Below are 24327 nucleotides of genomic sequence, written 5' to 3'. Positions count from 1 at the left end.
CGAGCTGAAGCGGGAGCCGGAATGACCGGCTCCCGTGCTGTCCGTCAGGCCTGCAGGCTGCGGGTCTGATTCTGCTGCTGCTCCAGCTGTTGGTCGCGCTCCAGTTCAAGGCGCTGGCCTGCGGCCTGCTGGTCGATGCGCTGGCTGCTCTGTTCCAGCGGTGTGTTCATTGCTACCGCCGTATCCACCGACACGCGCAGGTGGGCGGGATCACCGCCCTGGCCCTGCACGGCGAAGCTGCGCGAGGCATCGGCATTCATCACCACGTCGTCGATGCGCTTACCGCCTGCCGCGTGCATTTCGGCAGCCAGGCTGCCTGCCAGCTGCGTGCTCATTACGTCCGGCACGCGTCCGACGCGCACGTCCTGCGCGTGCACGCCGCGGATCGCATCGTTGAACAAGGGATTGCCAAGATGGTTGGCATCGTCCATGCGCAGCATGCTGGTGTGATGGCCGTTCTTCTCTGCTTCGCGGCGTGCCGGCTCACCGGGCTGCAGCGGGCCGCGGATATGGTCGTACAGATCGACGGCGCCGCCCGGAATGCCGCGTGCCGCGCGGGTGACACCACGACGCAGTGATTCGACATCGTCGCGGTACTCCTCGATCATCTTGGCGTTGTCTTTTGCCAGCTTCTGCGTTTCCGGATGTTTCAGCACTGAGCCGTCGCCGAGGAAGTTGCCCAGCTTGTGCGCGCCGAACGAGCTTCCCGCCGCGACGAGCGGGCTGTCCGGGATGAGGGCGCGCATCGGGTGATTGCTGAAGCCGTTTGCGGCGAGTGTCTTGATCTCATCCGGCTTGGCATAGATGCGCACCTGGCCGAAGTGCGGCGAGGCCGAGCTGACCGGATCGGAGGCCATGACGTGGTTGATCATGGTGTTGCCGCCTTCCGGGATGCGGTAGCTGAGGCTGACCGCGCCATAGGCGTTGAAGGTCTCGCCCTTGACGTTGAAGTGGTGCGAGGTGATCTGGGCCAGGGCGCCGCCGAGAGAGTGGCCGGTGACGGTGACTTCGGGTGCACGGCCTCCAAATGCAGCTTCCTGCTTCGCGTAGTCCAGCGCGCTCTTGGTCAAAGCGATGGCATCGGGGGCCTGCACGTTGGTGCGGGCGACGACCATGCCGCCGTCGGTCAGGATGGCATCACGAGCCATCTGCTCGGTGCCGCGATGAGCGACCACGATCTCGTTGGTGTCGGCTCGCTGATAAACCGTGCCTTGGTAACCATTGAGCCGGTTATTGACGTGATCGAGAATCTTGTAGTCATGCCCATTGATCGTGACGAGCTCTTCTTCCCCTGGACGCCTCCGACCGACAGCGCGATCCTTGTAGGCATCGTCGGAAAGCGCGGCATAATCCTGCGTGCTGATGGTCATGGGGTGACCTCGCTCGCGCTGAGACTCATCGTGAACAACTTGCCCTGCAGTTCAGCAACGTAGTCAGCCGGATCTGCCTTACCGGTGGCTGGGTAGTTGGCAGCAAGCGGTGCCCGCGGATAGGCCGCGTCTGGATAGTAAAGCGTGTGGGTCTTGCCTTCGGTCAGTGGATCGGCTTTGACGAAGGTCAGGAAGCGGGTCTCTTCCTCAGCGCCCGTTGCCTTCAGCATTGCCCCGGCACCGGTGAACTCCCACTTGCACACGCCACGACCGTAGTAGTCTTCATCCAGCATGCGGTCCACATACAACGTGCCCCGGTATTCGCCATCAGCGACCTTGCGCAGCTCCACTGGCTCCTGGCTGGTGATGCGAGCAGCCGTGCCGGTGGCCGGCTCGATGTGGCCGCACTGGTCTTCGTTGGTGACGTCGTACTGCGCAACACCTTCGACCACCGCGAAGTCGCCCGGGGCATCCTTCAGGCGCAGCACCAGTTCATAGGCCTTGCGCGGGCTGGGGTTGAGCTTTGCGAGCCCGCGCCCACCCTGGGCGACATCGGCTTCAGCAGCGGCACGTTCCTGGTTCATGGCGGTCTCCGGGTGGCAGGCGGTCAACAGAAGCAGAGCAAGGCACGGAATCATCTTGTGGCGCAATGTCGGCCTCCTTGGTGGTAGAGGTAAATGTGACACTGGCAGTTCATGGCGCGAGCTTCTGCACAGTGGTGGTGGTTGAGAACAGCGCGTCGCGCAAATCTTCGCTGTACCCCGACGGATCTTCCTCGCCACTGGCGCCAAAGTTGGCGACATTGTCGGCGCGCGGATAGATAAGGTTCGGGTAATAAAGCGTCAGAGGGGAGTCGTTCTCCATGCGTTTGTTGTCGACGAACGTCAGGAATCGCGTATCCGCCTTGTCATTCGTGGCGCGCAACATTGCACCGACACCCGTCAGCGACCAATGGCAGACGCCACGCCCGTAGTAGTCCTCGTCCTGCATACGGTCGAGGTAGAACTTGCCGCGATATTCGTTCTCGCCGATCTTGCGCAGCGTGACGGGCTCTTGGCTGGTGATGCGGCCCGCAGTGCCTGTCGCGGGTAAGATCCGCCCACAATCTGCGTAGTTGCTGGCGTCATACTGGGCCACGCCCTCAACAATCGCGAACGGGCCCGGCGCGTCCTTCAACGTCAGCACCAGCTCATAGGCCTGCTTCGGCGCCGGGTTGAGCTTGGCCAGGCCGCGTCCACCCGCGTCGACGTCACGCTCGGCATCGGCGTACGGCGAGCACGCCGCCAACGGGAGGAGGGTGAGCAATGCCAGCAATGGCCGTCCCCTGTGTGCGCGGTGTGCTACACCCATGGCCCGATCCTGCATCGTGCGTCCATGTCCATATATCCTTCCTGGGTGGCAGGTTTCTCGATTATGGAACGTGCTGGGAGCCCTGTGCCACCCCTCGAGACGGATTTTTGACGCGCCCAGGGCGCGCCGCGCCGGCAGATCGCTTGCCGCACAGGGCATCCCATCGTCGCGTTGGCTCTGCTGCCGGACGCAGGTTCGTAGCTGAATCCGTGACGGAAATCGATCATTCACATGTCCATCACTTCACCAGAGGCGCTCTTCTTGAACTGCACGATCCGCCCCGAAACCCGCGAAGACCATGCGGTCATTCACGCACTCACCGAGGCGGCCTTCCGCGAAGCCCCGCACAGCAGCCACACCGAGCAGTTCATCGTCGACGCGCTGCGTGCACGCGGAGAGCTGAGCATTTCGCTGGTCGCCGAGCGCCAAGGGCAGGTGGTCGGCCACATCGCCCTGTCGCCGGTGACGATCAGCGATGGCAGCACCGGCTGGTTTGGCCTGGGGCCCATCTCGGTGCTGCCCGGGTGGCAAGGGCAGGGCATCGGCGCGGCGCTGATGCGCGCGGCGCTCGACGCATTGCGTGGGCAGGGCGCGCACGGCTGTGTATTGCTGGGGGAGCCGGCGTACTACGGGCGGTTCGGATTCCGCGTGGAGCCGGGCCTGGTGCTGCCGGGTGTTCCGCCGGAGTACTTCCAGGCGCTGTGCCTGCGTCCGCCGATGGCTCAGGGCGAAGTGAGCTACTCCACGGCCTTTGAAGCCACCGCCTGAGAGCGCGGGAGGTCAGGGCGCACGCCAGACGGTGGGCTCGGGTTGCGGCTTGGGAATGCGGTAGCCGCCGATGTGTTCAAGCAGTTCATTGGTGCGACGCTGCTCGGCCAACAGCTCGCGCAGCAGATTGCGCACCGCGAAGATCGCGAACGGCACCAGGATCCATACCAGGCTGATTCCCAGCGCGAACAGGGTCATCAGGGCTCTGCCACCGTCCATGCACGGCACTCCTCTCCGAAAGCAGCCACGCTAGCACGTGGCGGCTGCCGATGGATGTCAGGCGTTGTACCGGAGATGGATCAGTGGATACGGACGGCCCTGCGAATCGAGCGGTGAGCGGCCGGTTTCGACGAAGCCCATGCGCAGGTAGAAGCCAACGGCCTGCGCGTTTTGTTCGTTGACGTCGGTACTCAGCTGCGGATGCAGGGCCAGCGCATGCTGCAGCAGCTGCCGGCCGGTACCAGTGCCGCGCACGTCGGGATCGATGAACAGCGCTTCCATGTGTGTGCCGTCGATCAGCATGAAGCCTACGGGCCGATCCTGCGCATCGACGGCAACGGTCATCGGCGCCTGTGGCAGGAAAGCAGCCACTTCGGCATCGATGGCCTGGCGGTCTTCGGCGCTGAGGAAATCGTGGGTGGCGTCGACGGCGCGACGCCAGAGGTCGACGATGGCGGTGCCGTCGTCGGCGCGCGAGGAGCGCAGGGTGGTCATGGGTTCACCAAGGTGCTTGACAGGAATGCGCAGTATGAAGTTTTCCGGCCGCGCCTGCAGAAGCGGATTCATCCGGTGTGGCGATGGCGGATGAAGGGGCTGTAGGCTGTGGCCTCCGCGCGCAGCACCACGCCGTCCTCGAAGTCCTCGCTGTCATTGAAAGGCACGATCGGCCACTGCGTCCACTGAGCAAGTCGTTGCCGGTAGTTGCGTGCAGCCATGGTGAGCGCCTCGTCGTGCGCCTGCACGCGCTCCGGTGCCAGCCCGGAACGCACGCCGTGCACTACATGCGGTTCCATCACGTCGAAGCCGACGTAGCGCAGGCTGTACATCAACGGCCACAGCAACAACCGGGTATCACCCTCGCGGCCGTCGACGGCGCAGGCCCGTGCCGATGAGCCGGTGGTGACGCTCAGCAACGCGCGCTTGCCGCGCATCACGCCGTGCTCGTGGCGCTGGCGACTGTTGTACATCGGCCCGTAGACCAGTACGCGGTCCAGCCAACCCTTGAGGACGGCCGGTGCCGCGAACCACCACAGTGGGAACTGCAGGATCAGCAGATCGGTGGCCTGCAGCAGCTGCAGGTGGCGGCGCACGCCGGTGGGCAGAAGATCATGCTCGGCGCTGTGGCGTTGTTCGCGCTGGGCATCGAAGCGTTCGCGCTGCAGGCGCTGAGGATGGTGGTATGCGGCTTCCAATGGATCGAAGCCTTCCGCATACAGATCGATTGCCTCCACCTGCACACCGTCACGCCGCAGCTGCTCGGCGGCCTGCGCGGCCAGATGGGCGTTGAACGAGCGGGGTTCGGGATGGGCAAGCAGGATCAGGGCGCGCATGGGGCGAGGTGTTGGTGGAGTGTGCGACCATCCTCGCGATGCCGGAGTGCCCCGGCAATTACGCACCTTGAGGTAACCATGGCCTATCCGGGCGATGTCTATGCCGCCGATTGCTCGGCACGCGATGCGCTGGCGCTGATCTCCGGCAAGTGGGTGATGCTGCTGTTGCCAGCGTTGGCGCAGGGCCCGCAACGCAACGGCGCACTGCTGCGGAAGATCGAAGGCATCTCGCAGAAGGTGCTGACGCAGACCCTGCGGCAGCTGGAGCGCAACGGCCTGGTGGAGCGCTGCGATCTGGGGAGCAAGCCGCTGCATGTCGAATACCGGTTGACCGAGGTTGCGCGCAGCCTGGTAGACACCCTGACCGCGCTGGACCGTTGGGCAGAGCACAATTTCCCGGCGCTGGACGCCGCCCGCGAGCGCTTCGACGCGCGTTAGCGGCGCCTGCACGGCCCCGGGCGTACAATGCGGCCCCGGCGGCCATCCTGGCCCTGTAGACACGCGAGAACCGCCATGACCGATGCCCTGGGTGTACCGGTGCACGACGCCGATGAACACTGGATGCGCCATGCGCTGGCGCTGGCCGAACGCGCGCAGCGCGAGTTCGACGAGATCCCGGTCGGTGCGGTACTGGTGAGCGCCGATGGCCAGCTGCTGGGCGAGGGCTGGAACCTCAACATCGCCTCGCACGACCCCAGTGCGCATGCCGAGATCGTAGCCATGCGCGCCGGTGGCAGGTTGCTGGCCAACCACCGGTTGCTTGGCAGCACCCTGTACGTGACCCTGGAGCCCTGTGCGATGTGCGCGATGGCGATCGTGCATGCACGCGTCTCGCGCCTGGTCTACGGCGCCAGCGACCCCAAGACCGGGGCCTGCGGCAGCGTGTTCGACCTGCTCGGCGATACCCGCCACAACCACCGCGTCGAGATCCACGGCGGGGTGCTGGCCAAGGAGGCCAGCATGCGCCTGACCAACTATTTCCGTGCCAAGCGTGGCAAGCCGCCGCTGCTGCTGGAAGACCATGCCGGCGAGGCCTGAGGGGCGAACGGGTATGATGGGCGCCTCTTTCCTTCACCGGTAGGCCGCGCGCCTGCCCAGCAACGAGGCGACACATGGCGGACAACGGCGCGGCCAACGAACGACTGATCTGGATCGACCTGGAAATGACCGGGCTGGATACCGACAACGATTCGATCATCGAGATCGCCACCGTGGTCACCGATGCCCAGCTGAACGTATTGGCCGAAGGTCCGGAGTTCGCCATCCACCACCCGCTTGAAACCCTGGAAGCGATGGATGAGTGGAACCGCAACCAGCATCGCCGTTCAGGCCTGTGGCAGCGCGTGGTGGACAGCACCACCACCCTCGGCCAGGCCGAGGCACAGACAGTGAACTTCCTGGCGCAGTGGATTCCGGCCGGCCTGTCGCCGATGTGCGGCAACTCCATCTGCCAGGACCGCCGCTTCCTGCACCGCCAGATGCCGCGCCTGGAGAAGTACTTCCACTACCGTAACCTGGACGTGTCCACGGTGAAGGAACTGGCCAAGCGCTGGGCGCCGAACGTGGCCGCTGGCGTCGGCAAGAACAGCAATCACACCGCGCTGAGCGACGTGCACGATTCGATCGCCGAGCTGCGCCACTACCGCCAGTTCATGGGCGCGCTGTCGGGCCTGCCGGCTGCCTGAACAACGACGCCGGGCATGGCCCGGCGCTACTACCGGGTGGCATGCGAACTGGTAGTGCCGGCCGCTGGCCGGCAATCCCACGGGGTCGGACCCCTTTCCAGCGGAAAGGGCCCTGGCCCCCGCGACGAACCGTTCAACCATCCGGCGCTAAGATCAGCGCCATGAACGAGCCCATCCTGCTTCCCCGCGACATTGCCCACGACGCCCGCGACTGGTCTGACCTGCAGCGGGCGGTGACCCTGCTGGAAGCCCCGACCCTGACCGCGCGCATGGCCAACCTGGTCGGCACGCCGCTGGAGTTCGCGGTGAAGGCGCTGCCCAAGGCGGTCTCCGGCCGCATCCACGGGGCGGTGCAGGCGGCGCTGTCCAAGTCGGCGCAGGCGGCGCTGTGGAGCATGGACAACACGCCCGGCAAGGGGGCGTCGACCCGCTGGCACAAGGTGGCCGCCGCGACCTCGGGCGCGGTGGGCGGGGCCTTCGGCTTCGCGGCCTTGTTCATCGAGCTGCCGGTGTCGACCACCATCATGATGCGCGCGGTGGCGGACGTGGCCCGCAGCGAGGGTTTCGACCTGTCCGAATTCAGCACCCGCCAGGCCTGCCTGGAGGTGTTCGCGCTGGGCGGCAACTCGCCGCGCGATGATGCCAGCGAGACCGGCTACTACCTGGCCCGCGGCTTCACCACCGACGTGATGCGCCATCTGTCGGCCGAACTGGCCGGGCGCGTGGTGACCGGCCGCGACCTGACCCTGGGCGTGGCGCCGAAGGAAGCCGGCAAGCTGCTGGCGAAGATGGTGGAAAAGGTAGCGGCGCGCTTCGGCGTGGTGGTTACCGAGAAATTCGCCGCGCAGGCAGTGCCGATCGTCGGTGCGGCCGCGGGTGCAACACTGAATACCATGTTCACCGATTACTACCAGGACATGGCGCGCGGCCACTTCATCGTGCGTCGGCTGGAGCTCAAGTACGGGGAAGATGTGGTGCGCAGCTGCTATGACCGCGTGGCACACGGCGCGGTCAAGATTGAGCCGACGCTGTAGCCGGCTTCGGGGTCAGAGCCCTTTGCGTTGCAAAGGGATCCGACCCCGGTTGCGCGCGGGGTCGGATCCCGTTCCGCAGGAAGGGGCACTGACCCCTGGGCTTGCCATCCTTGCCTCGGGGGAACAATTGTTTTGCCAGCGCATGCCTGTTGCGTGGCAGCCGGCATCCCCATCCTTTGCGGCACTCCCCCCCGCAAGAGATTGCCGCCATGATGTTCACACCCCACCGCCTGGGCGCCTTGACCCTGCCCAACCGCATCGTGATGCCGCCGATGACCCGCTCGCGCGCGGCAGGCGGCAATGTTGCCACTGCCGAGATGGCTGCCTATTACGCGCAGCGGGCCAGCGCTGGCCTGATCGTCAGTGAAGGCACCCAGATCAGCCCGGAGGGCCAGGGTTATGCCTGGACCCCGGGCATCCACAGCCCGGAACAGGTGCAGGGCTGGCGCCGGGTGACCGATGCGGTGCACGCCGCTGGCGGCCGCATCTATGCCCAGCTGTGGCATGTGGGCCGGGTCTCGCACGTGGCCCTGCAGCCCGGTGGTGCCGCGCCGGTGTCGTCGTCGGCGCTGCTGGCCGAAGGCGTGAAGGTGTTTGTCGACCCTGCCGGCGCTGGCCCGGAAGCGGGCGTGGGCGAGATGATCCAGCACTCGATGCCGCGCGCGCTGGCCGAGGACGAGATTCCGGGCATCATCGCCGACTATGCCCAGGCCGCCCGCAATGCCCTGGCCGCCGGCTTCGATGGCGTCGAGCTGCACGGGGCCAATGGCTACCTGATCAACCAGTTCATCGACTCGCAGGCCAATCAGCGCAGCGACGGCTATGGCGGCTCGCTGCAGAACCGGCTGCGTTTCCTGCGCGAGGTCGTGCAGGCGGTGACCGCGGTGGCGGGCGGTGACCGTGTGGGCGTGCGCCTGGCGCCGCTGACGACGCTGCAGGGCGCGGTGGACGATACGCCGCAGGCTACCTACCTGGCCGCGGCGCACCTGCTGGGTGCGCTGGGCGTGGGCTACCTGCACATCGCCGAAGCCGACTGGGACGATGCACCGCTGATGCCGGTGGCCTTCAAGCAGGCGCTGCGCATGGTCTACCCGGGCACCCTGATCTACGCCGGCAAGTACACCGCCGAGCGTGCGGAACAGGCACTGGCTGAAGGCTGGGCTGACCTGATCGGCTTCGGTCGCCCGTTCATCGCCAACCCGGACCTGCCGGAGCGCCTGCGTCTGGGTGCGGAATTGAACCCGCCGGATCGGGCGACGTTCTTCGGCGGAGGCGCGATCGGCTTCACCGATTACCCAACGCTGGAAGAAAGCGTCGCCGCCTGATCCCGGAGGCTGCCGGCCAGCGGCCGGCACTACCGGGGCGCGCGGGGCAGGGTAGTGCCGGCCGCTGGCCGGCATTTCTGTGTCGGATCAGGGCTTGTCGCGCACCAGCGCATCGGCCTCGACCACGCCGCCATCCTTGCCATGCAGGTACAGGTGCATGTCCTGCTGCGGATACGGGATGTTGATGCCGGCCTTGTCGAAGCCCAGCTTGAGCTGCTCCAGCAGTGTGACCTTGGTGCCGAACCAGTCGGCCGACTTCACGTAGCAGCGGATGCCCAGGTTGATTGCATGTGCGCCCAGCTCATACACCACCACATCCGGTGCCGGTGTCTGCAGCACGCGCGGGTCGGCCTTCATCAGCGCCAGCGCGGTGTCGCGCGCCAGCTGGATGTTGTCTTCATAGCCGATGCCCACCACCAGTTCGACGCGGCGGGTCGGCTCGGCGGTCAGGTTGATGATCGGCGCGGCGGTGATCAACGTGTTCGGGATGGTGGTGTGCTGGTTGTCGGCACCGGTGATGACGGTCTGGAAGATGCGCACTTCGCGCACCGTGCCGGTCTGTCCGGCCACTGTCACCACATCACCCACGCGGAAAGGACGCAGCGTCACCAGCATCACGCCCGAGGCGATGTTGGACAGCGAATCCTTCAGCGCCAGGCCCACCGCCAGGCCGGCGGTGCCGAGCACGGCCAGCAGCGGGGTGATCTGCACACCCAGCGTGCCGATTGCCAGCACCACCACGATCACCAGCGACGCGGCGTACACCACGTTGCGCAGGAAATTGCCCAGCATCGGATCCACGCCCATGCGCGCGGTGGCGCGTGGCATCGCGTTGGACAGGCGTCGCGCCACCCACATGCCGACCAGCAGCACCACGATCGCGGCCAGCAACGGTACGCCGTAGGTTTCCAGCAGGCGCTCCCAGTCGAGCGAATGGAACCAGGGGGTAGCGGCGGGAGCGGGTGCGGCGGCGACGATCATGCGGAAATCCTTTGCTGCGGGGGAAGTCTGCGCGGGGCAGGGCGTACGTGGACGCCAGAAACACGAAGCCCCGCAGAGGCGGGGCTTGCGTGCAGCAGCAGTATGGGCGGACGCCGATGAACACGACGTCAGCCCATCATGGCATCAGCCGTTGGCCTTCAGCTTGGCCAGGCGCAGCCAGGTATCGACCACGGTGTCCGGGTTCAGCGACACCGACTCGATGCCTTCCTGCATCAGCCATTCGGCCAGATCCGGATGATCGGACGGGCCCTGGCCGCAGATGCCAACGTACTTGCCCTTGGCACGTGCCGACTTGATCGCCATCGACAGCAGCTTCTTCACTGCCGGGTTACGTTCGTCGAACAGGTGCGCGACGATCGACGAGTCACGGTCCAGGCCCAGGCTGAGCTGGGTCAGGTCGTTGGAGCCGATCGAGAAGCCGTCGAAGATTTCCAGGAACTCATCGGCGAGCAGTGCGTTGGACGGCACTTCGCACATCATGATGATCTTCAGGCCGTTCTCGCCCTGCTTCAGGCCGTTCTGTTCCAGCACCTCGATGACCTTGCGGCCTTCTTCCAGGGTGCGCACGAACGGAATCATGACCCACAGGTTGTCAAGGCCCATTTCGTTGCGCACGCGCAGCACGGCCTTGCACTCCAGCGCGAAGGCGGCCGAGAAGCTCGGGTCGACGTAACGGCTGGCGCCGCGGAAGCCGATCATTGGGTTCTCTTCGTGCGGCTCGTAGTTGCTGCCGCCGATCAGGTTGGCGTACTCGTTGGACTTGAAGTCCGACAGGCGCACGATCACGGCGTTCGGGGCGACCGAGGCGGTGAGGGTGGCGATGCCTTCGGCCAGGCGATCCACGTAGAAGCTGACCGGATCACCATAGCCGGCGATCTTCTCGTCGATCTTCTTCTTCGTCGCTGCGTCCTGGCGGTCGTATTCCAGCAGCGCGTTCGGGTGGATGCCGATGTGGCTGGCGATGATCATTTCCAGGCGGGCCAGGCCGATGCCGGCGTTCGGCAGCTGGCCGAAGTCGAAGGCACGTTCCGGGTTGGCCACGTTCATCATGATCTTCAGCGGTGCCGGCGGCATGTTGCCCAGATCGGTGGTGGTGCGCTCGAAGCCGAGCTTGCCTTCGTAGATGAAGCCGGTATCGCCTTCAGCGCAGCTGACGGTGACCAGCTGGCCATCTTCGATCACCTTGGTGGCGTTGCCCGAACCGACCACGGCCGGCACGCCCAGCTCGCGCGCGATGATCGCGGCGTGGCAGGTACGGCCGCCACGGTTGGTGACGATGGCCGAAGCGCGCTTCATCACCGGCTCCCAGTCCGGGTCGGTCATGTCGGCAATCAGCACGTCGCCCGGCTGCACGCGGTTCATGTCATCCAGCGTCTTCACCACGCGGGCCACGCCCGAGCCGATCTTGGCACCGACGGCACGACCTTCGGCCAGCACGTTGCCGCCCTTTTCGGTCAGCGCGAAGCGCTCGATCTGGGTGGCATGGCTGCGCGACTTCACCGTTTCCGGGCGGGCCTGCACGATGAACAGCTTGCCGCTGACACCGTCCTTGGCCCACTCGATGTCCATCGGGCGGCCGTAGTGCTTTTCGATGACCAGCGCCTGCTTGGACAGTTCCTGCACGTCCTCGTCGCTGATCGAGAAGGTGTTGCGCAGTTCGACCGGGGTGTCCTCGATCCTGACGCGCTCACCCGGGACATCCGAGTACACCATGCGGATCGCCTTGCTGCCGAGCGAACGGCGCAGGATCGCCGGCTTGCCGGCCTGCAGGGTGGGCTTGTAGACGTAGTACTCGTCCGGGTTGACCGCGCCCTGCACAACCATTTCGCCCAGGCCGAAGGACGAGGTGACGAACACCACGTCGCGGAAGCCGGACTCGGTGTCCAGGGTGAACAGCACGCCGGAGGAACCGACGCCCGAACGCACCATCAGCTGCACGCCGGCGGACAGGAACACGTCCTCATGCTTGAAGCCGTGGTGCACGCGGTAGGCGATGGCGCGGTCGTTGTACAGCGAGGCGAACACTTCCTTGACCTTGTGCACGACATCGTCGGCGCCGGTGACGTTGAGGAAGGTTTCCTGCTGGCCGGCGAACGACGCATCCGGCAGATCCTCGGCGGTGGCCGAGGAACGCACGGCCACGGCCACGTCGCCGCCGCCGTTGTCGGCGCTCAGCTTGGCGTAGGCGGTGCGGATGTCCTGGTCCAGCTGCGGCTGCAGTGGCGCATCGATCACCCAGGTGCGGATTTCCTTGCCGGCGGCGGTCAGTGCGTTGACGTCCTCGACGTCCAGCGTGGCCAGCTTGTCGAAGATGCGCTTGGACAGATCGTTGTGCGCGATGAAGTCCTTGAAGGCTTCAGCGGTGGTGGCATAACCGCCCGGCACCGAAACGCCCAGACCGGCGAGGTTGCCGATCATCTCGCCCAGCGACGAATTCTTGCCGCCTACGCGGGCCAGATCGGCCAGACGCAGTTCGTGCAACCACAGGATGTTCTCGTTCAAGCGCGATGCTCCGTTTGGCCATCGCCCGAGGCGGGCTGAGTGGCCGCGTCCGTAGGAAGAAGCCGATATGATGCCGGGCAGAGCACCGTCGGCACAAGCTTGTGCTGGCGGCCTTTTTAAGCTTCGTAGGGGGTAAAAGCGCGCATGTCGACCATCCGTCCGGTGTTCTACGTTTCCGATGGAACCGGTATCACCGCTGAAACCATTGGGCATAGCCTGCTTACCCAGTTCTCCGGGTTCAGCTTCATTACCGACCGCATGTCGTTTGTCGACGACCCCGAAAAAGCGCGTGAAGCCTGTGCCCGGATCCAGGCGGCGGGGGAGCGGTACCAGGTCCGGCCGATCGTGGTGAACTCCTGCGTGGACCAGAGCCTGAGCCTGATCCTGGCCGACAGCGGGGCGCTGATGCTGGATGTGTTCGCGCCGTTCATCGAGCCGCTGGAGCGTGAACTGGCCAGTCCGCGCCTGGCGCGGGTCGGCCAGGCCCACGGCATGGTCGATTTCGACACCTACCACCGCCGCATCAACGCGATGAACTTCGCCCTGACCCATGACGATGGGATCGCGGTGAACTACGACGATGCCGACGTGATCCTGGTGGCGGTGTCGCGCGCCGGCAAGACGCCCACCTGCATCTACCTGGCCCTGCATTACGGGGTGCGCGCGGCCAACTACCCGCTGACCGACGAAGACCTGGAAAGTGACCGCCTGCCGCCGCGGCTGCGTGCCTACCGGCGCAAGCTGTTCGGCCTGACCATCGACCCGGATCGTCTGCAGCAGATCCGCCAGGAGCGTCGCCCGAACTCGCGCTACGCCAACCTGGACACCTGCAAGCGCGAGGTGGCCGCGGCCGAGACCATGTTCCGCATGGAGCGGATCCCGACCCTGAGCACCACGCATACCTCGATCGAGGAGATTTCCAGCAAGGTGCTGGCCACGCTGGGTCTGCAGCGCGAGCTGTATTGATCCTCACCTAGTAGAGCCGGCCGCTGGCCGGCTGGCCGATGAACCCTCGGCTGCGATGCAGGGCTGCCGGCCAGCGGCCGGCACTACCCAGGGGTTGGCTTGCACGTGTGCGCCCCCACGTTGAAGCACCAACGTGTAGGATCGACCCATGGCCCAAGCCTCGCCCCGCACCGAACGCATTCCCCGCCTGAGCCGGCTCAGCTGGCTCATGGGCCTGTACGCGGAAAACTACCGCCACCTGGTGCGCCTGTTCGAACCGGCCGGACTGGTGGCGGGCAGCTACATTTCCTCGATCGGCGACGGCCTGGATGTCCGCCTGGACGTGATCGAGTGCCACCGCTACACGGTGGAACTGCGCCTGACCTACGACCTGGCCGACCCGGTCACCGGTGAGCCGGATCCCTCGGCATATGTGCGCCTTTACCGTGACGCGCGCCAGGCCGAGACCACCCACTGCTACGTCGGTCGTCGCTGGCAGGACACCATGGGCCTGTACCCGCCGCCGGCGGAGCTGATCAGCCACCGCATGCGGATGAACACCTTCCTCGGCAAGTGGCTGGAATACCTGGCCGAGCGTGGCCACGGTGTCGCCACCCTGCGCCGCGATCCCGACGGCGCCGGCACGCCCGCCGAGCGCCGCCTGTCGCTGGTGCGCTGATCGGCCATAATCCACGGCTGACCTGCCGCTGGATGCTGCCCCATGCCGTATACCCCGATCGTCGCCACCCTGGGCTATGTGCTGTCGCCCGATCGTCGCCAGGTGTTGATGATCCACCGCAACACCCGTCCCGGTGACCACCACCTGGGCAAGTACAACGGGCTGGGCGGCAAGATCGAAGCGGACGAGGATGTGGCGGCCAGCATGCGCCGCGAGATCGCCGAGGAAGCCGGCATCCTCTGCACCGACATGCACCTGCGCGGCACCATCAGCTGGCCGGGCTTCGGCAAGCACGGCGAGGACTGGCTGGGCTTCGTGTTCGTCATCGATGGATTCGAGGGCACCCCGCACGGCGGCAACCACGAGGGCACGCTGGAGTGGGTGGACCTGGACAAGCTGGACACGCTGCCGATGTGGGAGGGCGACCGCAACTTCCTGCCGCTGGTGTTCGACGCCGACCCGCGCCCGTTCCATGGGGTGATGCCGTACAAGGACGGCCGCATGGTCAGCTGGTCCTACAGTCGTCTGTGACCCGAAGAATCGGGTGGGCGCCAACCTTTCGGGTGGGTGCCAACCTTGGTTGGCACGCTCCCCTGGTTAATTAATACCCGGGCAATATTGACTCCCGTAAATTACCCGGGCAATATTGGCGCGTCACCTCTGATGCCATTGCCATGCCTGCGTCCCGACTTCCTCCCTTCAGCTGTTTCGACGGCCATCGCCTGGTCGCTTCCGGTACCCCTGAAGTGGCTGCGCTGGCGTTGAAACAGCTGCGTGCCGACAACGCCGCCGGTCCGCTGCTGGTATTCGACAACGCCAGCGGCCGAACCCGCGATTTCGACACGCGCGGCAGCGACGCAGAACTGCTGGCGCGGGTGACCGAAGCGTTTCCCGCCGCCATGGAGGCGGAGGCCGATGCCACTGCCGAAGATGCACCCGCAACCCCGCGTGGCCGTGGCCGCCCCAAGCTGGGCGTGGTCGCCCGCGAAGTGACGCTGTTGCCGCGCCATTGGGTGTGGCTGGCCGAACAGCCGGGTGGGGCTTCCGTGGTACTGCGCAGGCTGGTGGAAGCGGCCAGCCGTGCCGGTGCCGACAAGGACCGGCAGCGCCGCCACAGCGAGCGTGCCTATCACTTCCTGCAGGCCATCGCCGGTGACCTGCCGGGCTTCGAGGAGGCCATCCGCGTGCTGTTCGCGCACGACCGCGCGGGCCTGGAAGCGGCGCTGCATTCCTGGCCCGAGGACGTGCGTGACCACGCCCTGCGCCTGGCCTTCGAAGACGCTGACGGCTGAGCCATCGCGCCGTTGCTGAGCGACGGCGTCATCTGATCGCGGGCCGCGGCCCGCTTCCCCTGTGCTTGCTTTGCTGGCGGAAACGCCGGGCAGGGCGGCGCCTTGCCCAGAGAACCCCATGAGCACCCCTGTACATCCGATACCTCCGGCAGCACCCCCGCTTTGGCGCACCTACCTGACGCTGCTGCTGCCGATGTTGCTGACCAATGCGCTGCAGCTGGCCGCAGGCACGCTGGACAACATCTATCTCGGCCACCTGCTTGGCACACAGGCGGTGGCTGCGGCCGCCGCGTTCTTCCCGGTCTTCTTCCTGCTGCTGGCCCTGGTGATGGGCCTGGCCACGGGCGCAATGGTGTTGATCGGCCAGGCCTGGGGCGCGGGTCGCCCGCAGCAGGCACGCGCGGTGGCTGGCAGCGCGGTGGCGCTGATCCTGCTGTTGTCGGTGCTGGTGATGGTCCTGGGCGGCGGTTTCGCGCCACAGCTGCTGGTGGCGCTGGGTACGCCGGCAGCGGTCCTCAGTGAGTCCATCGTCTATGCACGCGTGCTGCTGCTGGCGGCCCCGGCGTTCTTCCTGCTGTGGCTGGCCACCGCCGTGAGCCGTGCAGTGGGTGATGCGACGTCGCCGTTGCATGCGCTGCTGCTGGCCACGGCGGTCGGTCTGCTGTGCACGCCGCTGCTGATCCTGGGCGGGGCAGGCCTGCCGCAGCTGGGTTCGGCCAGTGCGGCCGTATCCGCGGCGTTCGCGTCGCTGCTGGCCCTGGCCTGGTTGCTGTGGCGCTGGCATCGGGTGCGGCATCCGCTGGCGCCGGGCCGTGACCTGCTGCGCGCCATCCGTTTCGACGGCGCGATCATCCGCGAGATGCTGCGCATCGGCGTGCCGTCTTCGTTGCAGATGCTCAGCCTGGCCATTGCCGAGATCGTGTTGCTGGGCTGGATCAACCGCTACGGCTACACGGCCACGGCCGCCTATGGTGCGGTCAACCAGTTGATGAGCTGGGTGCAGCTGCCGGCGATGTCACTGGGCATTACCGCCACCATCCTCGCGGCGCATGCGATGGGCGCGGGGCGTACGGCGCGGCTGCCCGCCATCGCCCGCGCCGGCGTGCTGCTTGGACTGGCGATGCTGAGCGCGGTGGTGCTGCTGGTGATGGTGCTGGCGCCCTGGCTGACTGGGCTGATCCTGGTGACGACCGAAGCGCGCGAACTGGCCACGCTGCAGTTGCGCACAGTAGCGTGGGGCGTGCTGGCGATGGGAGGCAGCACTGTGCTGGTCGGGGTGATGCGCGGCAGCGGAACGGTTTTGCTGCCCGCGTTGCTGGGCATGGCGGCGGTACTGCTGCTGGAGCTGCCGCTGGCGATGTGGTTGCAGGCGCGGCATGGGCTGGCCGGCGTGTGGTGGGCGTGGCCGCTGGGGTTGCTGGCGATGCTGGTGATGCAGGTGTTCTGTTTCGCGCGTTGGCGTCGGGTGCAGGCTGGGTAGTGCCGGCCTCTGGCCGGCAACCCGGAACGGTCGGGGCAGCCGGCCAGCGGCCGGCTCTACCACTTCAGCGCCGCTGTGCCAGCAGCAGGTGGAAGTGCTTTTCGCGGGTCTGGCCGTCATTGCCGCTTGCGGTTTCGCGGTGGCTGCGCCAGGCCGAGACGCGGAAGCCGGATACCCGCAGGGCCAGCTCCACCGCGTCCAGTTCATGCAGCTGGAAATCGGCGGCGAACGGCAGGCTGCGCATGAAGGCGGCATCGCCAAAGGCCAAGCACAGGCGGCCGCCCCGGCGCAGCACCCGTGCCAGCTCGTCCAGCACCGGGGCCAGGTTTGGCCAGAAGTACAGGGTATTGACCGCCAGCGCCGCATCCATCGAGGCATCGCTGACTGGCAGGGCATGGGCGTCGCCGAGGCGCATCGTGGCACGGTCGCTCAGCCCGGCGGCGTCCAGGCGCTGATTGCCGGCCTCGACCATGGCAGGGGACAGCTCGATCCCCAGGTACTGGCTGTCGGCGGCGTGCAGAAGCGCGGGCGCGAAGGCGGCGTTGCCGGGACCGATCTCCAGGATGCGTTCGCCTGCCGACACCGCCAGCAGGCCGATCGCCGCGCGGTTGAGCGCGCCGTTGCTGCGATTCATTGAATCGGCCACCGCCAGTGCGGCGTCGCCGTGGGGCTGCCGCAGCTGCGCGGCCAGGGAGGAGGCATCCAGCATCGTCATCGTCGTCCGTCGGAGGGTTTCGGACGTGGCGGCGGCGGGCCCGCCGATGACCATAGCGCCGACTCTGCGGCTTGGGAAGTAGGGAAACCCCGCGGAAGGGTGATGAGGAAATGTCCACCGTCGCAGTCGGTGAGATCTGGTTGTCCACAGGGGGTGTGGATTACGCGTGGGCAACTTTGTGGATAAGCCGCGACAGGCGCCACCCCCCTAGGCTGTCAAGATGGGTGGCGAAAAATTCACCGCCGGTGACGACGGGTGAGGGAGCGGTGAAGGATCGGCCCCGCCAGCGCTGTCGCCAGCGGCGGCGCTCGCGGTAACCTGTGGGCCTTGATGCTCCGTGAGACCCCATGAAACGTCACTTCTCGATGCTGCGCGAATTCCAGCTGGCCGACTGGTTCACCCTGGCCAATGCTTTCTGCGGCACCGGTGCGGTGTTTGCCGCGATGCGCTTCCTGCAGGACGGCGAGCGCGGCTACCTGCTGTTCGGCATGGCGCTGATCCCGCTGGCCTTCATCTTCGACGCCCTCGACGGGCGCATCGCGCGCTGGCGCAAGTCCAGCTCCACCCTCGGCCGCGAACTGGACTCGCTGTCCGACGTGATCTCCTTCGGCGTGGCACCGGCAGCGCTGGCGTATGCCTGCGGCATGCAGGGCGGCTGGGACTGGCTGGTACTGAGCTACTTCGTCTGCTGTGGTGTCAGCCGCCTGGCACGCTACAACGTCACCGCCGAGGCGCTGGCCGGCGACGAGGGCAAGGTCGCGTATTTCGAGGGCACCCCGATCCCGACCAGCCTGCTGCTGGTGATCGTGCTGGCGATCGCCGCCGGTACCGATGCCATCGGCCAGAACATCTGGTTCGGCCAGTGGCAGATCGGCCCGTGGCAGCTGCACCCGATGGTGCTGTTGTTCGCCCTGTCCGGGTCGCTGATGATCAGCAAGACCCTGCGTATCCCCAAGCCATGAGCCAGCCCTGCGGAGGCCTGCGATGACCAGCTCTGCCCACGACACCGGCAGCAGTGATTTCGAAGCCCTGGCCCGGCAGTACTTCGGCGCCTGGGGCGATGCCCTGCGTCATGCGAGCACGCCCGGCGCCCCGGCCGGTGACGATCCCGGCAGCTGGCAGCGGTTGTTCGACTGGTGGGGCCAGCTGTTGCCCGAACAGGCGCAGGGTGCGCCGGAAGACGCCATGCGTCGGTTCCGCGAACAGGCGGGCAGCTGGTACGGCACCATGCAGGAAGTCGCCGCCCGGTTTGCCGGCCACGACGCCAGCAGTGCCGACGTCGCCCAGGCCTGGCGCGAGGCGGTGCAGGGGCAGGGCGACGGCATGCTGCAATGGATGCTGCAGGGCGCGCGTGGCAGCACCCACGCCGGTGCTACCGTGCCCGAATTCGCCGCCTGGCTGCAGCAGTTCCAGCTGCAGGCCGGCCCGTGGCTGCAGAGCCCGGCGTTCGGGCCTGGCCGCGAGCACCAGGCGCGCTGGCAGGCCCTGCTGCGTGCGCAGGAGGAATACCAGCAGCATTCGCGCGCCTATGTCGATCAGATCAAGCAGGCACTGGACGAGGCCTTCGCGCTGTTCGAGCAGCGTCTGGCCGAGCACGAGCAGCCCGGCAGTCAGCTGACCAGCGCCCGCGCGATGTTCGACCTGTGGATCGAAGTGGCCGAGGAGGCCTACGCCAAGGTCGCCATGTCCGAGCCGTTCCAGCAGGTATACGCCGCGCTGGGCAACGCGCAGATGCGGCTGCGCGCCGGCCTGCAGCGCGAGGTGGAACAGATGAGTGAACGGATCGGCCTTCCGACCCGCAGCGAGATGGACGCCGCGCACCGCCGCATCGCCGAGCTGGAGCGCAGCCTGCGCCGCCTGCAGGCTCAGGTGGTGGCCATGGCCGGTACGGGCGAGGTCGATCCGGTGGCACAGCCGGCGCCGGCGAAGGTGAAGCCGGTCGCGCGCAAGGCCGCGAAGAAGGCCGCGCCGGCAAAGAGGGCGACAGAAAAAAAGGCGCCCGCGAAAAAGGCTGCACCTCGCACTTCCACGCGGACGCGTGACCGATGAAGGGACCGCTGGGCTTCAACGCCGATGACCTGATGCAGGAAACCCTGGCCATGCAGCGCAAGCTGATGGAAGGGCTGAAGCTGCTGCCGCAGGTGGAAGACGTGGACTATGGCGTGACCGCCCGCGAGGAAGTCTGGCGCGACGGCAAAGTGGTGCTGTACCGCTTCGTCGGCGAGCAGGCACCGACCCGGCGCACGCCGCTGCTGATCGTCTACGCGCTGGTCAACCGGCCGTACATGGTCGACCTGCAGGCCGACCGTTCGCTGGTGCAGAAGCTGCTGGCGCTGGGCCAGGATGTCTACGTGCTGGACTGGGGCTACCCGGATCGTTCCGAACGCTTCCAGACCCTGGAGGACTACCTGCTGCGCTACATCGATGGCGCGGTGGATGCGCTGCGCGCGCGCAGTGGTGGCCCGGTCGACCTGCTCGGCATCTGCCAGGGCGGCGTGTTCGCGCTGTGCTACGCCGCACTGCGGCGGCAGAAGCTGGGCAAGCTGATCACCATGGTCACCCCGGTCGATTTCCAGACTGCCGATAACATGCTCTCGCACTGGGCGCGGCAGGTGGACGTGGACCTGCTGGTCGACACGCTGGGCAACATCCCGGCCGACCTGATGAATGCCAGTTACCTGATGCTCAAGCCGTTCCGCCTGAACGTGCAGAAGTACGTCGGCCTGCTCGACATCCTCGACGACAAGGCGGCGCTGGAGGATTTCTTGCGCATGGAGAAGTGGATCTTCGATTCACCGGACCTGGCGGGCGAGGCGTTCCGCGACTTCATCAAGCAGTTCTACCAGGGTAACGGGCTGGTGAACGGCACGGTGCGGATCGGCGAGGAAGCGGTGGATCTGTCGCAGGTGACCCTGCCGGTGCTGAACATCTATGCCGAGCAGGACCATCTGGTGCCGCCGGATGCCTCGCGCGCAATGCGTGGACGCCTGGGTACGGACGACTACACCGAATCCAGTTTCCGCGGCGGCCATATCGGCATCTACGTGTCCGGCCGCGCACAGCGCGAAGTGCCGGCCACGATCGATGGCTGGTTGAAGGCGCGCGACGCGTAAAGGCTGCTTCGGTTTTTGTAGCGTCGAGCCATGCTCGACTGCATGGAGAATGATGATGTCGCAAAGGATTTCGCAGCTGCTTGCCACGCTGCTGCTGGCAGCGCCCCTTGCCCAGGCCGCCCCCAGCGCGGATGCGCGAAGAGAAATCGCCCAGCTGATCTCCAGCCTGGACGGCTCCCAATGCCGGTTCCAGCGCAATGGCAGCTGGTACGACGGCAGCGATGCGCGCGCGCACCTGCAGCGCAAGTACGACTACCTGCTGAAGAAGGACAGGGTGGACAGCGCCGAGCAGTTCATCGAGCGCGCCGCCAGCCAGAGCAGCATGAGCGGCAAGCCCTATCGCATCCAGTGCCCGGGGCAGCCTGAACAGACGGCAGCGGCCTGGTTCGGTGCACGCCTGCAGGCATTGCGTCACCGCACGCCGTAGACACGGCCGGGGTGTAGAGTCGAGCCATGCTCGACTGGTTCTGCCCGCAAGCCGAGGAGACGCCGCCATGAACACCACGCCCAAGACGCTGTCGCGCTCGCTGAACGACCGCATGATTGCCGGCGTGATGGGCGGCATTGCCCACCGCTTCGGCTGGAGCCCCACGCTGGTGCGGATCGTGTTCGTGCTGGTCTCGATCGGCTCGGCGGCTTTCCCCGGCATCCTGGTCTACCTGATCCTGTGGCTGCTGATGCCGAACGAGGCCGATTGAAGACGGCCCCGGAGCCCTGGCCGGTCTGGCTGCGCGCGCTGCAGGTGCTGGGCGCGGCATGGGCGTCCCCCAATTCTCTGCTCGGCCTGATCGGTGGCCTGGCCGGCATGCTCGGCGGCGCGACATTGCGCTGGAGCGGGCGGGACTGCGCCCTGGTGTTCGACCGCTGGCCGTGGGGACCGGGCGGGGCGATCACGCTGGGCAATGTGATCCTGCATACCGGCCATGACCTGGGCATTTCCTGCCGCACCTATGCGCACCAGGCGGGGTGGGGCGTGGAGCCGCTGATCCGGCTGGACGACCACGAGCGCGCGCACGTGTACCAGTACATGGTGCTGGGGCCGCTGTACCTGCCGGTGTACCTGCTGTGCGGCGGGGTGAGCGCGCGCAACCCGTTCGAGCGGGCGGCCGATCATTTCGCCCGGTTCGGGTACGGTTGGTGGCCGTAGTTTCATATCGCTCGTGGGCGGCTGGTCGACCTATTCATCAACGGTTGGTTGAAGGGTAGATGAGTGCACTTTCAGATTTCCCCTATTCTTCTGGTTGCAAGTGTCGTGGATAGTCAACGCTTGCGGCTGTTGACATGGGATGGCACCGATCCAGCGGTGGCTTTCCCAGTCAGTTCTTTGCCTTGGTAATCCGGATAGAACTGCAAGGAGTGCAGAATGAGAAGATCGGCATTTGGGGCTATCGTCCTGGTCGGGCTAGTTGCGCAGTGCGCAACAAATGCATCGGCCGCAGCACGTGCGCTTGTCGAAGGTCCCGCGGAACGTCACTTTGCAGTGATAAATGGTATTACGGCCGATGAATCGTCTCGGCGCCTGAGTCTTCGCATGGAAGCGGCACGGCTGACTGGTCAGATTGTGTCGGAGATGAAAGGGCGCTATGCGGGGCATGACTTCTCGGAAGAGCCTATGCGCGTCACAGTGAGGCTTACGGGGATATCCCACGAGCCGAGGCGGCGATTTCAAACGCCTTATGGAGTAGTTGAAGTCCTCTTCGAGGGAGGTCATCTTCACTCTATCGAGCAGTTGCGATCAGTTTTACGGTCGGGCAAGCCGAGGCAGTTGGTGCCAGACGCGGACGGTGTCGGTGTCGATGTAAGAAGAGGGGTGCTGTATATCACGGTTCCCAACGATGGAGCCCTAAGGGCTGCGAGCGCGGAGCGCCTGGAAATAGAGCGCTTTCTGGGCGTTCCCACTGAGCTGCGCGCGACCTCTTCGAGAGACCGCCCACTGGCGGCGTTGCCCATTCGTTCCGGTGGCCGTGCAGTGAACAACAGTGCTTTTTGCACGTTTGGATTTCGCGCGTACAGCCCTTCCGGCGAGGCAGGCATCATCACCGCCGCTCATTGCCCAGATCTACTGCGATACGAGTCAATTCCCGGGAATTCTGACAATGTCGTTCTCGATCTTCAGGTTGATCCATCAAGAATTCGATGGGATGCCGCAAATGACGTCCAATGGCACCCGATGCCCAATAGTGCGAATGCGACGTGGTCCATATTCATGAACTACTTCGGATCAGAAACAGTTGCGTCACTCGCTGAGCCGCTCACTGACCTTGTGGACGGCTGGCAGGGATTCCTGATTCTCTGCCACAGGGGAACTCGCACAGGCTGGAGCTGTGGCGTTCTGGATGACCTGCATTATCAGCCAGGTAGCAGTGTGTGCAACAACCAGAAATGCACCGACAACTGGATGAAGTTCAGTTCTTCGCCGCCGCAAGAGCTCCTGTGTGACGGTGGAGACAGTGGAGGACCGGTCGTCACCAACGGGCTAATGCCTGTTGCAATTGTCAGCGGTGCTGACAGCGAGGGGCCGCTCCCGGGTCAATGCAACTACGTGATTGCTATGCCGCTCGGACGCGTGCAGGATGCCATCGGGGTCAAGGTAAATTGATACTCGCTAGGCGTCTGGAGGGTAGAGGGAGATGAATGCCAGGGCAGTCGCGCGCATAGTGCTGGTTGTTTCAATGACTTCGTGCGCAGCCGAGCCAGCCTCGCCGCCCCTGAACTCCGCAGCAGGGCGCGTCATGGCGTCAGACATCGCTGGCGAGAGCGATGTTGAGCGGCTGAGCGCTGAAAGAACGGCGCTGGCACCGTTGAACTCTGCCATGGTCCAGGAGTTCGGCGATCGCTACGCAGGGCGCGTGATCGAGCAGCATCCACTGAAAATGAAGGTGCGCCTGAAAGGGGCCGAACCAGTGCCCAGTCGGGTGGTGTCGACGGCAGTGGGATCCGTGAGGGTGACCTTTGAGCCCGGGGCGGAGCATTCAATTGCGGACCTCCAGAAGATCGTAGCGTCAAATCGACTTCGGGCTTTTTTTCCTCGAGCAGAGGGCATCGGAGTGAATGCCGCCGAAGGGCGCATTGATATCGGCGTTGTGGATCCCGACGTGCTGGAAGCGTATCGCGCACGGCAGAGAGAGGTGGAAAGGAGGATGAACATCCGGATTCACTTCGAGCGCACGGCAGGCGTGCGGCTTTAGATCTACAGGTCAGGAGGCCTGCCGAACGCTGCGCCCGTTCACACTTTTTCTGCGGAATCACTTCTGAGCAGCAGCTCTGGCATCGGGCCGGGCTCGTTACCGGTCAGTGGTGGCGCGCGACTCATTCCTTTTCGCGCCGCAGTGCTCGTCCCGGCGCCCTTCGCCTGCTTCAGTCGACCATGCGAGAGCGCCTTCGGGATTGCCTGAAGGTGCGGATTCGTTAGCCGGAAGTTAAAGATCCGTAAGCATTCTGCTGCGATCCCGCAGTCATCTGCATGCAACCGATCGTCATTAGCCTTCGTGACGTTCCAGTCAGGTTCGACGCGGTA

At 65.8% G+C, this 24327-nt stretch carries 28 protein-coding genes; 19 read left to right on the top strand and 9 right to left on the bottom strand.

The annotated features are described in order from the left end of the window. Nucleotides 1-44 precede the first annotated feature (44 nt). The 3 genes from ACZK1G_RS14000 to ACZK1G_RS13990 are packed head-to-tail and all read right to left on the bottom strand — an operon-like array spanning nt 45 to nt 2720. Nucleotides 45-1370, bottom strand: a complete 1326-nt coding sequence (locus ACZK1G_RS14000) for an XVIPCD domain-containing protein (RefSeq protein ID WP_101765713.1) — start codon at nt 1368-1370, stop codon at nt 45-47. Continuing rightward, nucleotides 1367-2020, bottom strand: coding sequence for a hypothetical protein (locus ACZK1G_RS13995; protein WP_049444281.1), 654 nt, complete (start codon nt 2018-2020; stop codon nt 1367-1369). Before ACZK1G_RS13995 ends, ACZK1G_RS14000 begins: the two co-directional genes overlap by 4 nt. A gap of 43 nt (nt 2021-2063) precedes the next feature. Then, entirely contained in the window at nt 2064-2720 is a 657-nt protein-coding gene (locus tag ACZK1G_RS13990) for a hypothetical protein (RefSeq protein WP_233490785.1), read from the bottom strand. A gap of 261 nt (nt 2721-2981) precedes the next feature. On the opposite strand from ACZK1G_RS13990, the gene ACZK1G_RS13985 reads away from it, so the two are divergent. Beyond that, nucleotides 2982-3488, top strand: coding sequence for a GNAT family N-acetyltransferase (locus ACZK1G_RS13985; RefSeq protein WP_101766420.1), 507 nt, complete (start codon nt 2982-2984; stop codon nt 3486-3488). 12 nt (nt 3489-3500) lie between these two features. Here ACZK1G_RS13985 and ACZK1G_RS13980 read toward each other — a convergent pair whose 3' ends face one another. The 3 genes from ACZK1G_RS13980 to ACZK1G_RS13970 form a co-directional block, all read right to left on the bottom strand. Further along, the gene (locus tag ACZK1G_RS13980) at nt 3501-3707 is read right to left on the bottom strand and encodes a hypothetical protein (RefSeq protein WP_101765711.1); all 207 of its coding nucleotides are present in this window, start codon (nt 3705-3707) and stop codon (nt 3501-3503) included. 57 nt (nt 3708-3764) lie between these two features. Next, nucleotides 3765-4202, bottom strand: a complete 438-nt coding sequence (locus tag ACZK1G_RS13975; protein WP_101766419.1) for an acetyltransferase — start codon at nt 4200-4202, stop codon at nt 3765-3767. A 68-nt stretch (nt 4203-4270) separates the two neighbouring features. Continuing rightward, complete coding sequence (locus tag ACZK1G_RS13970; protein ID WP_101765710.1) at nt 4271-5038, bottom strand: NAD(P)H-dependent oxidoreductase; 768 nt, start codon at nt 5036-5038, stop codon at nt 4271-4273. Between the two features lie 78 nt (nt 5039-5116). Between ACZK1G_RS13970 and ACZK1G_RS13965 the strand changes: the two genes are divergently transcribed. From ACZK1G_RS13965 to ACZK1G_RS13945, 5 genes are all read left to right on the top strand, one after another. Further along, nucleotides 5117-5476: a winged helix-turn-helix transcriptional regulator gene (locus ACZK1G_RS13965; RefSeq protein ID WP_014037629.1), complete on the top strand. Its 360-nt coding sequence runs from the start codon at nt 5117-5119 to the stop codon at nt 5474-5476. A 75-nt stretch (nt 5477-5551) separates the two neighbouring features. Continuing rightward, nucleotides 5552-6076, top strand: coding sequence for a tRNA adenosine(34) deaminase TadA (gene tadA, locus ACZK1G_RS13960; protein WP_101765709.1), 525 nt, complete (start codon nt 5552-5554; stop codon nt 6074-6076). A 74-nt stretch (nt 6077-6150) separates the two neighbouring features. After that, nucleotides 6151-6723 carry an oligoribonuclease gene (gene orn, locus ACZK1G_RS13955; protein WP_049444269.1) on the top strand — a complete coding sequence of 191 codons (573 nt, stop codon included), beginning with the start codon at nt 6151-6153 and terminating at the stop codon, nt 6721-6723. Between the two features lie 161 nt (nt 6724-6884). Further along, nucleotides 6885-7757 (top strand): EcsC family protein, encoded by an 873-nt coding sequence (locus tag ACZK1G_RS13950; RefSeq protein WP_049444267.1) that lies wholly within the window; start codon nt 6885-6887, stop codon nt 7755-7757. 209 nt (nt 7758-7966) lie between these two features. Next, a complete protein-coding gene (locus tag ACZK1G_RS13945) occupies nt 7967-9082 on the top strand; it encodes an alkene reductase (protein WP_049444265.1) in 1116 nt (371 codons plus the stop codon). Nucleotides 9083-9169: 87 nt separating this feature from the next. Here ACZK1G_RS13945 and ACZK1G_RS13940 read toward each other — a convergent pair whose 3' ends face one another. Next, the gene (locus ACZK1G_RS13940; RefSeq protein ID WP_014037624.1) at nt 9170-10063 is read right to left on the bottom strand and encodes a mechanosensitive ion channel family protein; all 894 of its coding nucleotides are present in this window, start codon (nt 10061-10063) and stop codon (nt 9170-9172) included. 144 nt (nt 10064-10207) lie between these two features. Then, nucleotides 10208-12586 carry a phosphoenolpyruvate synthase gene (ppsA, locus tag ACZK1G_RS13935; RefSeq protein WP_049444262.1) on the bottom strand — a complete coding sequence of 793 codons (2379 nt, stop codon included), beginning with the start codon at nt 12584-12586 and terminating at the stop codon, nt 10208-10210. 144 nt (nt 12587-12730) lie between these two features. On the opposite strand from ppsA, the gene ppsR reads away from it, so the two are divergent. The 5 genes from ppsR (at nt 12731) to ACZK1G_RS13910 (ending at nt 16982) form a co-directional block, all read left to right on the top strand. Beyond that, nucleotides 12731-13552 carry a posphoenolpyruvate synthetase regulatory kinase/phosphorylase PpsR gene (gene ppsR, locus ACZK1G_RS13930; RefSeq protein WP_014037622.1) on the top strand — a complete coding sequence of 274 codons (822 nt, stop codon included), beginning with the start codon at nt 12731-12733 and terminating at the stop codon, nt 13550-13552. Nucleotides 13553-13700: 148 nt separating this feature from the next. Beyond that, on the top strand, nt 13701-14210 hold the full coding sequence (locus ACZK1G_RS13925) for a DUF1249 domain-containing protein (protein ID WP_032956108.1): 510 nt from the start codon (nt 13701-13703) through the stop codon (nt 14208-14210). Nucleotides 14211-14252: 42 nt separating this feature from the next. After that, a complete protein-coding gene (locus ACZK1G_RS13920) occupies nt 14253-14741 on the top strand; it encodes an NUDIX hydrolase (RefSeq protein WP_101765708.1) in 489 nt (162 codons plus the stop codon). Nucleotides 14742-14884: 143 nt separating this feature from the next. Continuing rightward, nucleotides 14885-15502: a DUF2239 family protein gene (locus ACZK1G_RS13915; protein WP_197622263.1), complete on the top strand. Its 618-nt coding sequence runs from the start codon at nt 14885-14887 to the stop codon at nt 15500-15502. Nucleotides 15503-15620: 118 nt separating this feature from the next. Continuing rightward, nucleotides 15621-16982, top strand: coding sequence for an MATE family efflux transporter (locus tag ACZK1G_RS13910; RefSeq protein ID WP_101765706.1), 1362 nt, complete (start codon nt 15621-15623; stop codon nt 16980-16982). A gap of 64 nt (nt 16983-17046) precedes the next feature. On the opposite strand, the gene ACZK1G_RS13905 is transcribed toward ACZK1G_RS13910, so the two are convergent. Continuing rightward, nucleotides 17047-17697 carry a class I SAM-dependent methyltransferase gene (locus ACZK1G_RS13905; RefSeq protein WP_101765705.1) on the bottom strand — a complete coding sequence of 217 codons (651 nt, stop codon included), beginning with the start codon at nt 17695-17697 and terminating at the stop codon, nt 17047-17049. 347 nt (nt 17698-18044) lie between these two features. Between ACZK1G_RS13905 and ACZK1G_RS13900 the strand changes: the two genes are divergently transcribed. From ACZK1G_RS13900 to ACZK1G_RS13865, 8 genes are all read left to right on the top strand, one after another. Continuing rightward, nucleotides 18045-18659, top strand: coding sequence for a CDP-alcohol phosphatidyltransferase family protein (locus tag ACZK1G_RS13900; RefSeq protein ID WP_014037616.1), 615 nt, complete (start codon nt 18045-18047; stop codon nt 18657-18659). A gap of 22 nt (nt 18660-18681) precedes the next feature. Next, the gene (gene phaE / locus ACZK1G_RS13895) at nt 18682-19746 is read left to right on the top strand and encodes a class III poly(R)-hydroxyalkanoic acid synthase subunit PhaE (RefSeq protein WP_101765704.1); all 1065 of its coding nucleotides are present in this window, start codon (nt 18682-18684) and stop codon (nt 19744-19746) included. Further along, a complete protein-coding gene (locus ACZK1G_RS13890; RefSeq protein WP_049444248.1) occupies nt 19743-20810 on the top strand; it encodes a class III poly(R)-hydroxyalkanoic acid synthase subunit PhaC in 1068 nt (355 codons plus the stop codon). Before phaE ends, ACZK1G_RS13890 begins: the two co-directional genes overlap by 4 nt. A 55-nt stretch (nt 20811-20865) precedes the next feature. Next, nucleotides 20866-21237, top strand: a complete 372-nt coding sequence (locus tag ACZK1G_RS13885) for a YfeK family protein (RefSeq protein WP_424143768.1) — start codon at nt 20866-20868, stop codon at nt 21235-21237. Nucleotides 21238-21304: 67 nt separating this feature from the next. Further along, nucleotides 21305-21508, top strand: a complete 204-nt coding sequence (locus ACZK1G_RS13880) for a PspC domain-containing protein (RefSeq protein WP_075677623.1) — start codon at nt 21305-21307, stop codon at nt 21506-21508. Next, on the top strand, nt 21505-21957 hold the full coding sequence (locus ACZK1G_RS13875; RefSeq protein WP_101765702.1) for a hypothetical protein: 453 nt from the start codon (nt 21505-21507) through the stop codon (nt 21955-21957). Before ACZK1G_RS13880 ends, ACZK1G_RS13875 begins: the two co-directional genes overlap by 4 nt. A gap of 384 nt (nt 21958-22341) precedes the next feature. Next, complete coding sequence (locus ACZK1G_RS13870) at nt 22342-23409, top strand: chymotrypsin family serine protease (RefSeq protein WP_158298002.1); 1068 nt, start codon at nt 22342-22344, stop codon at nt 23407-23409. A gap of 133 nt (nt 23410-23542) precedes the next feature. Beyond that, nucleotides 23543-23998 carry a hypothetical protein gene (locus tag ACZK1G_RS13865; RefSeq protein WP_101765701.1) on the top strand — a complete coding sequence of 152 codons (456 nt, stop codon included), beginning with the start codon at nt 23543-23545 and terminating at the stop codon, nt 23996-23998. Nucleotides 23999-24327: the final 329 nt, after the last annotated feature.

Source organism: Stenotrophomonas sp. 109824_Sma (assembly GCF_056480025.1).
The sequence above is the reverse complement of the archived record's forward strand: the minus strand, read 5'-3'. Positions and strand labels throughout refer to the sequence as shown.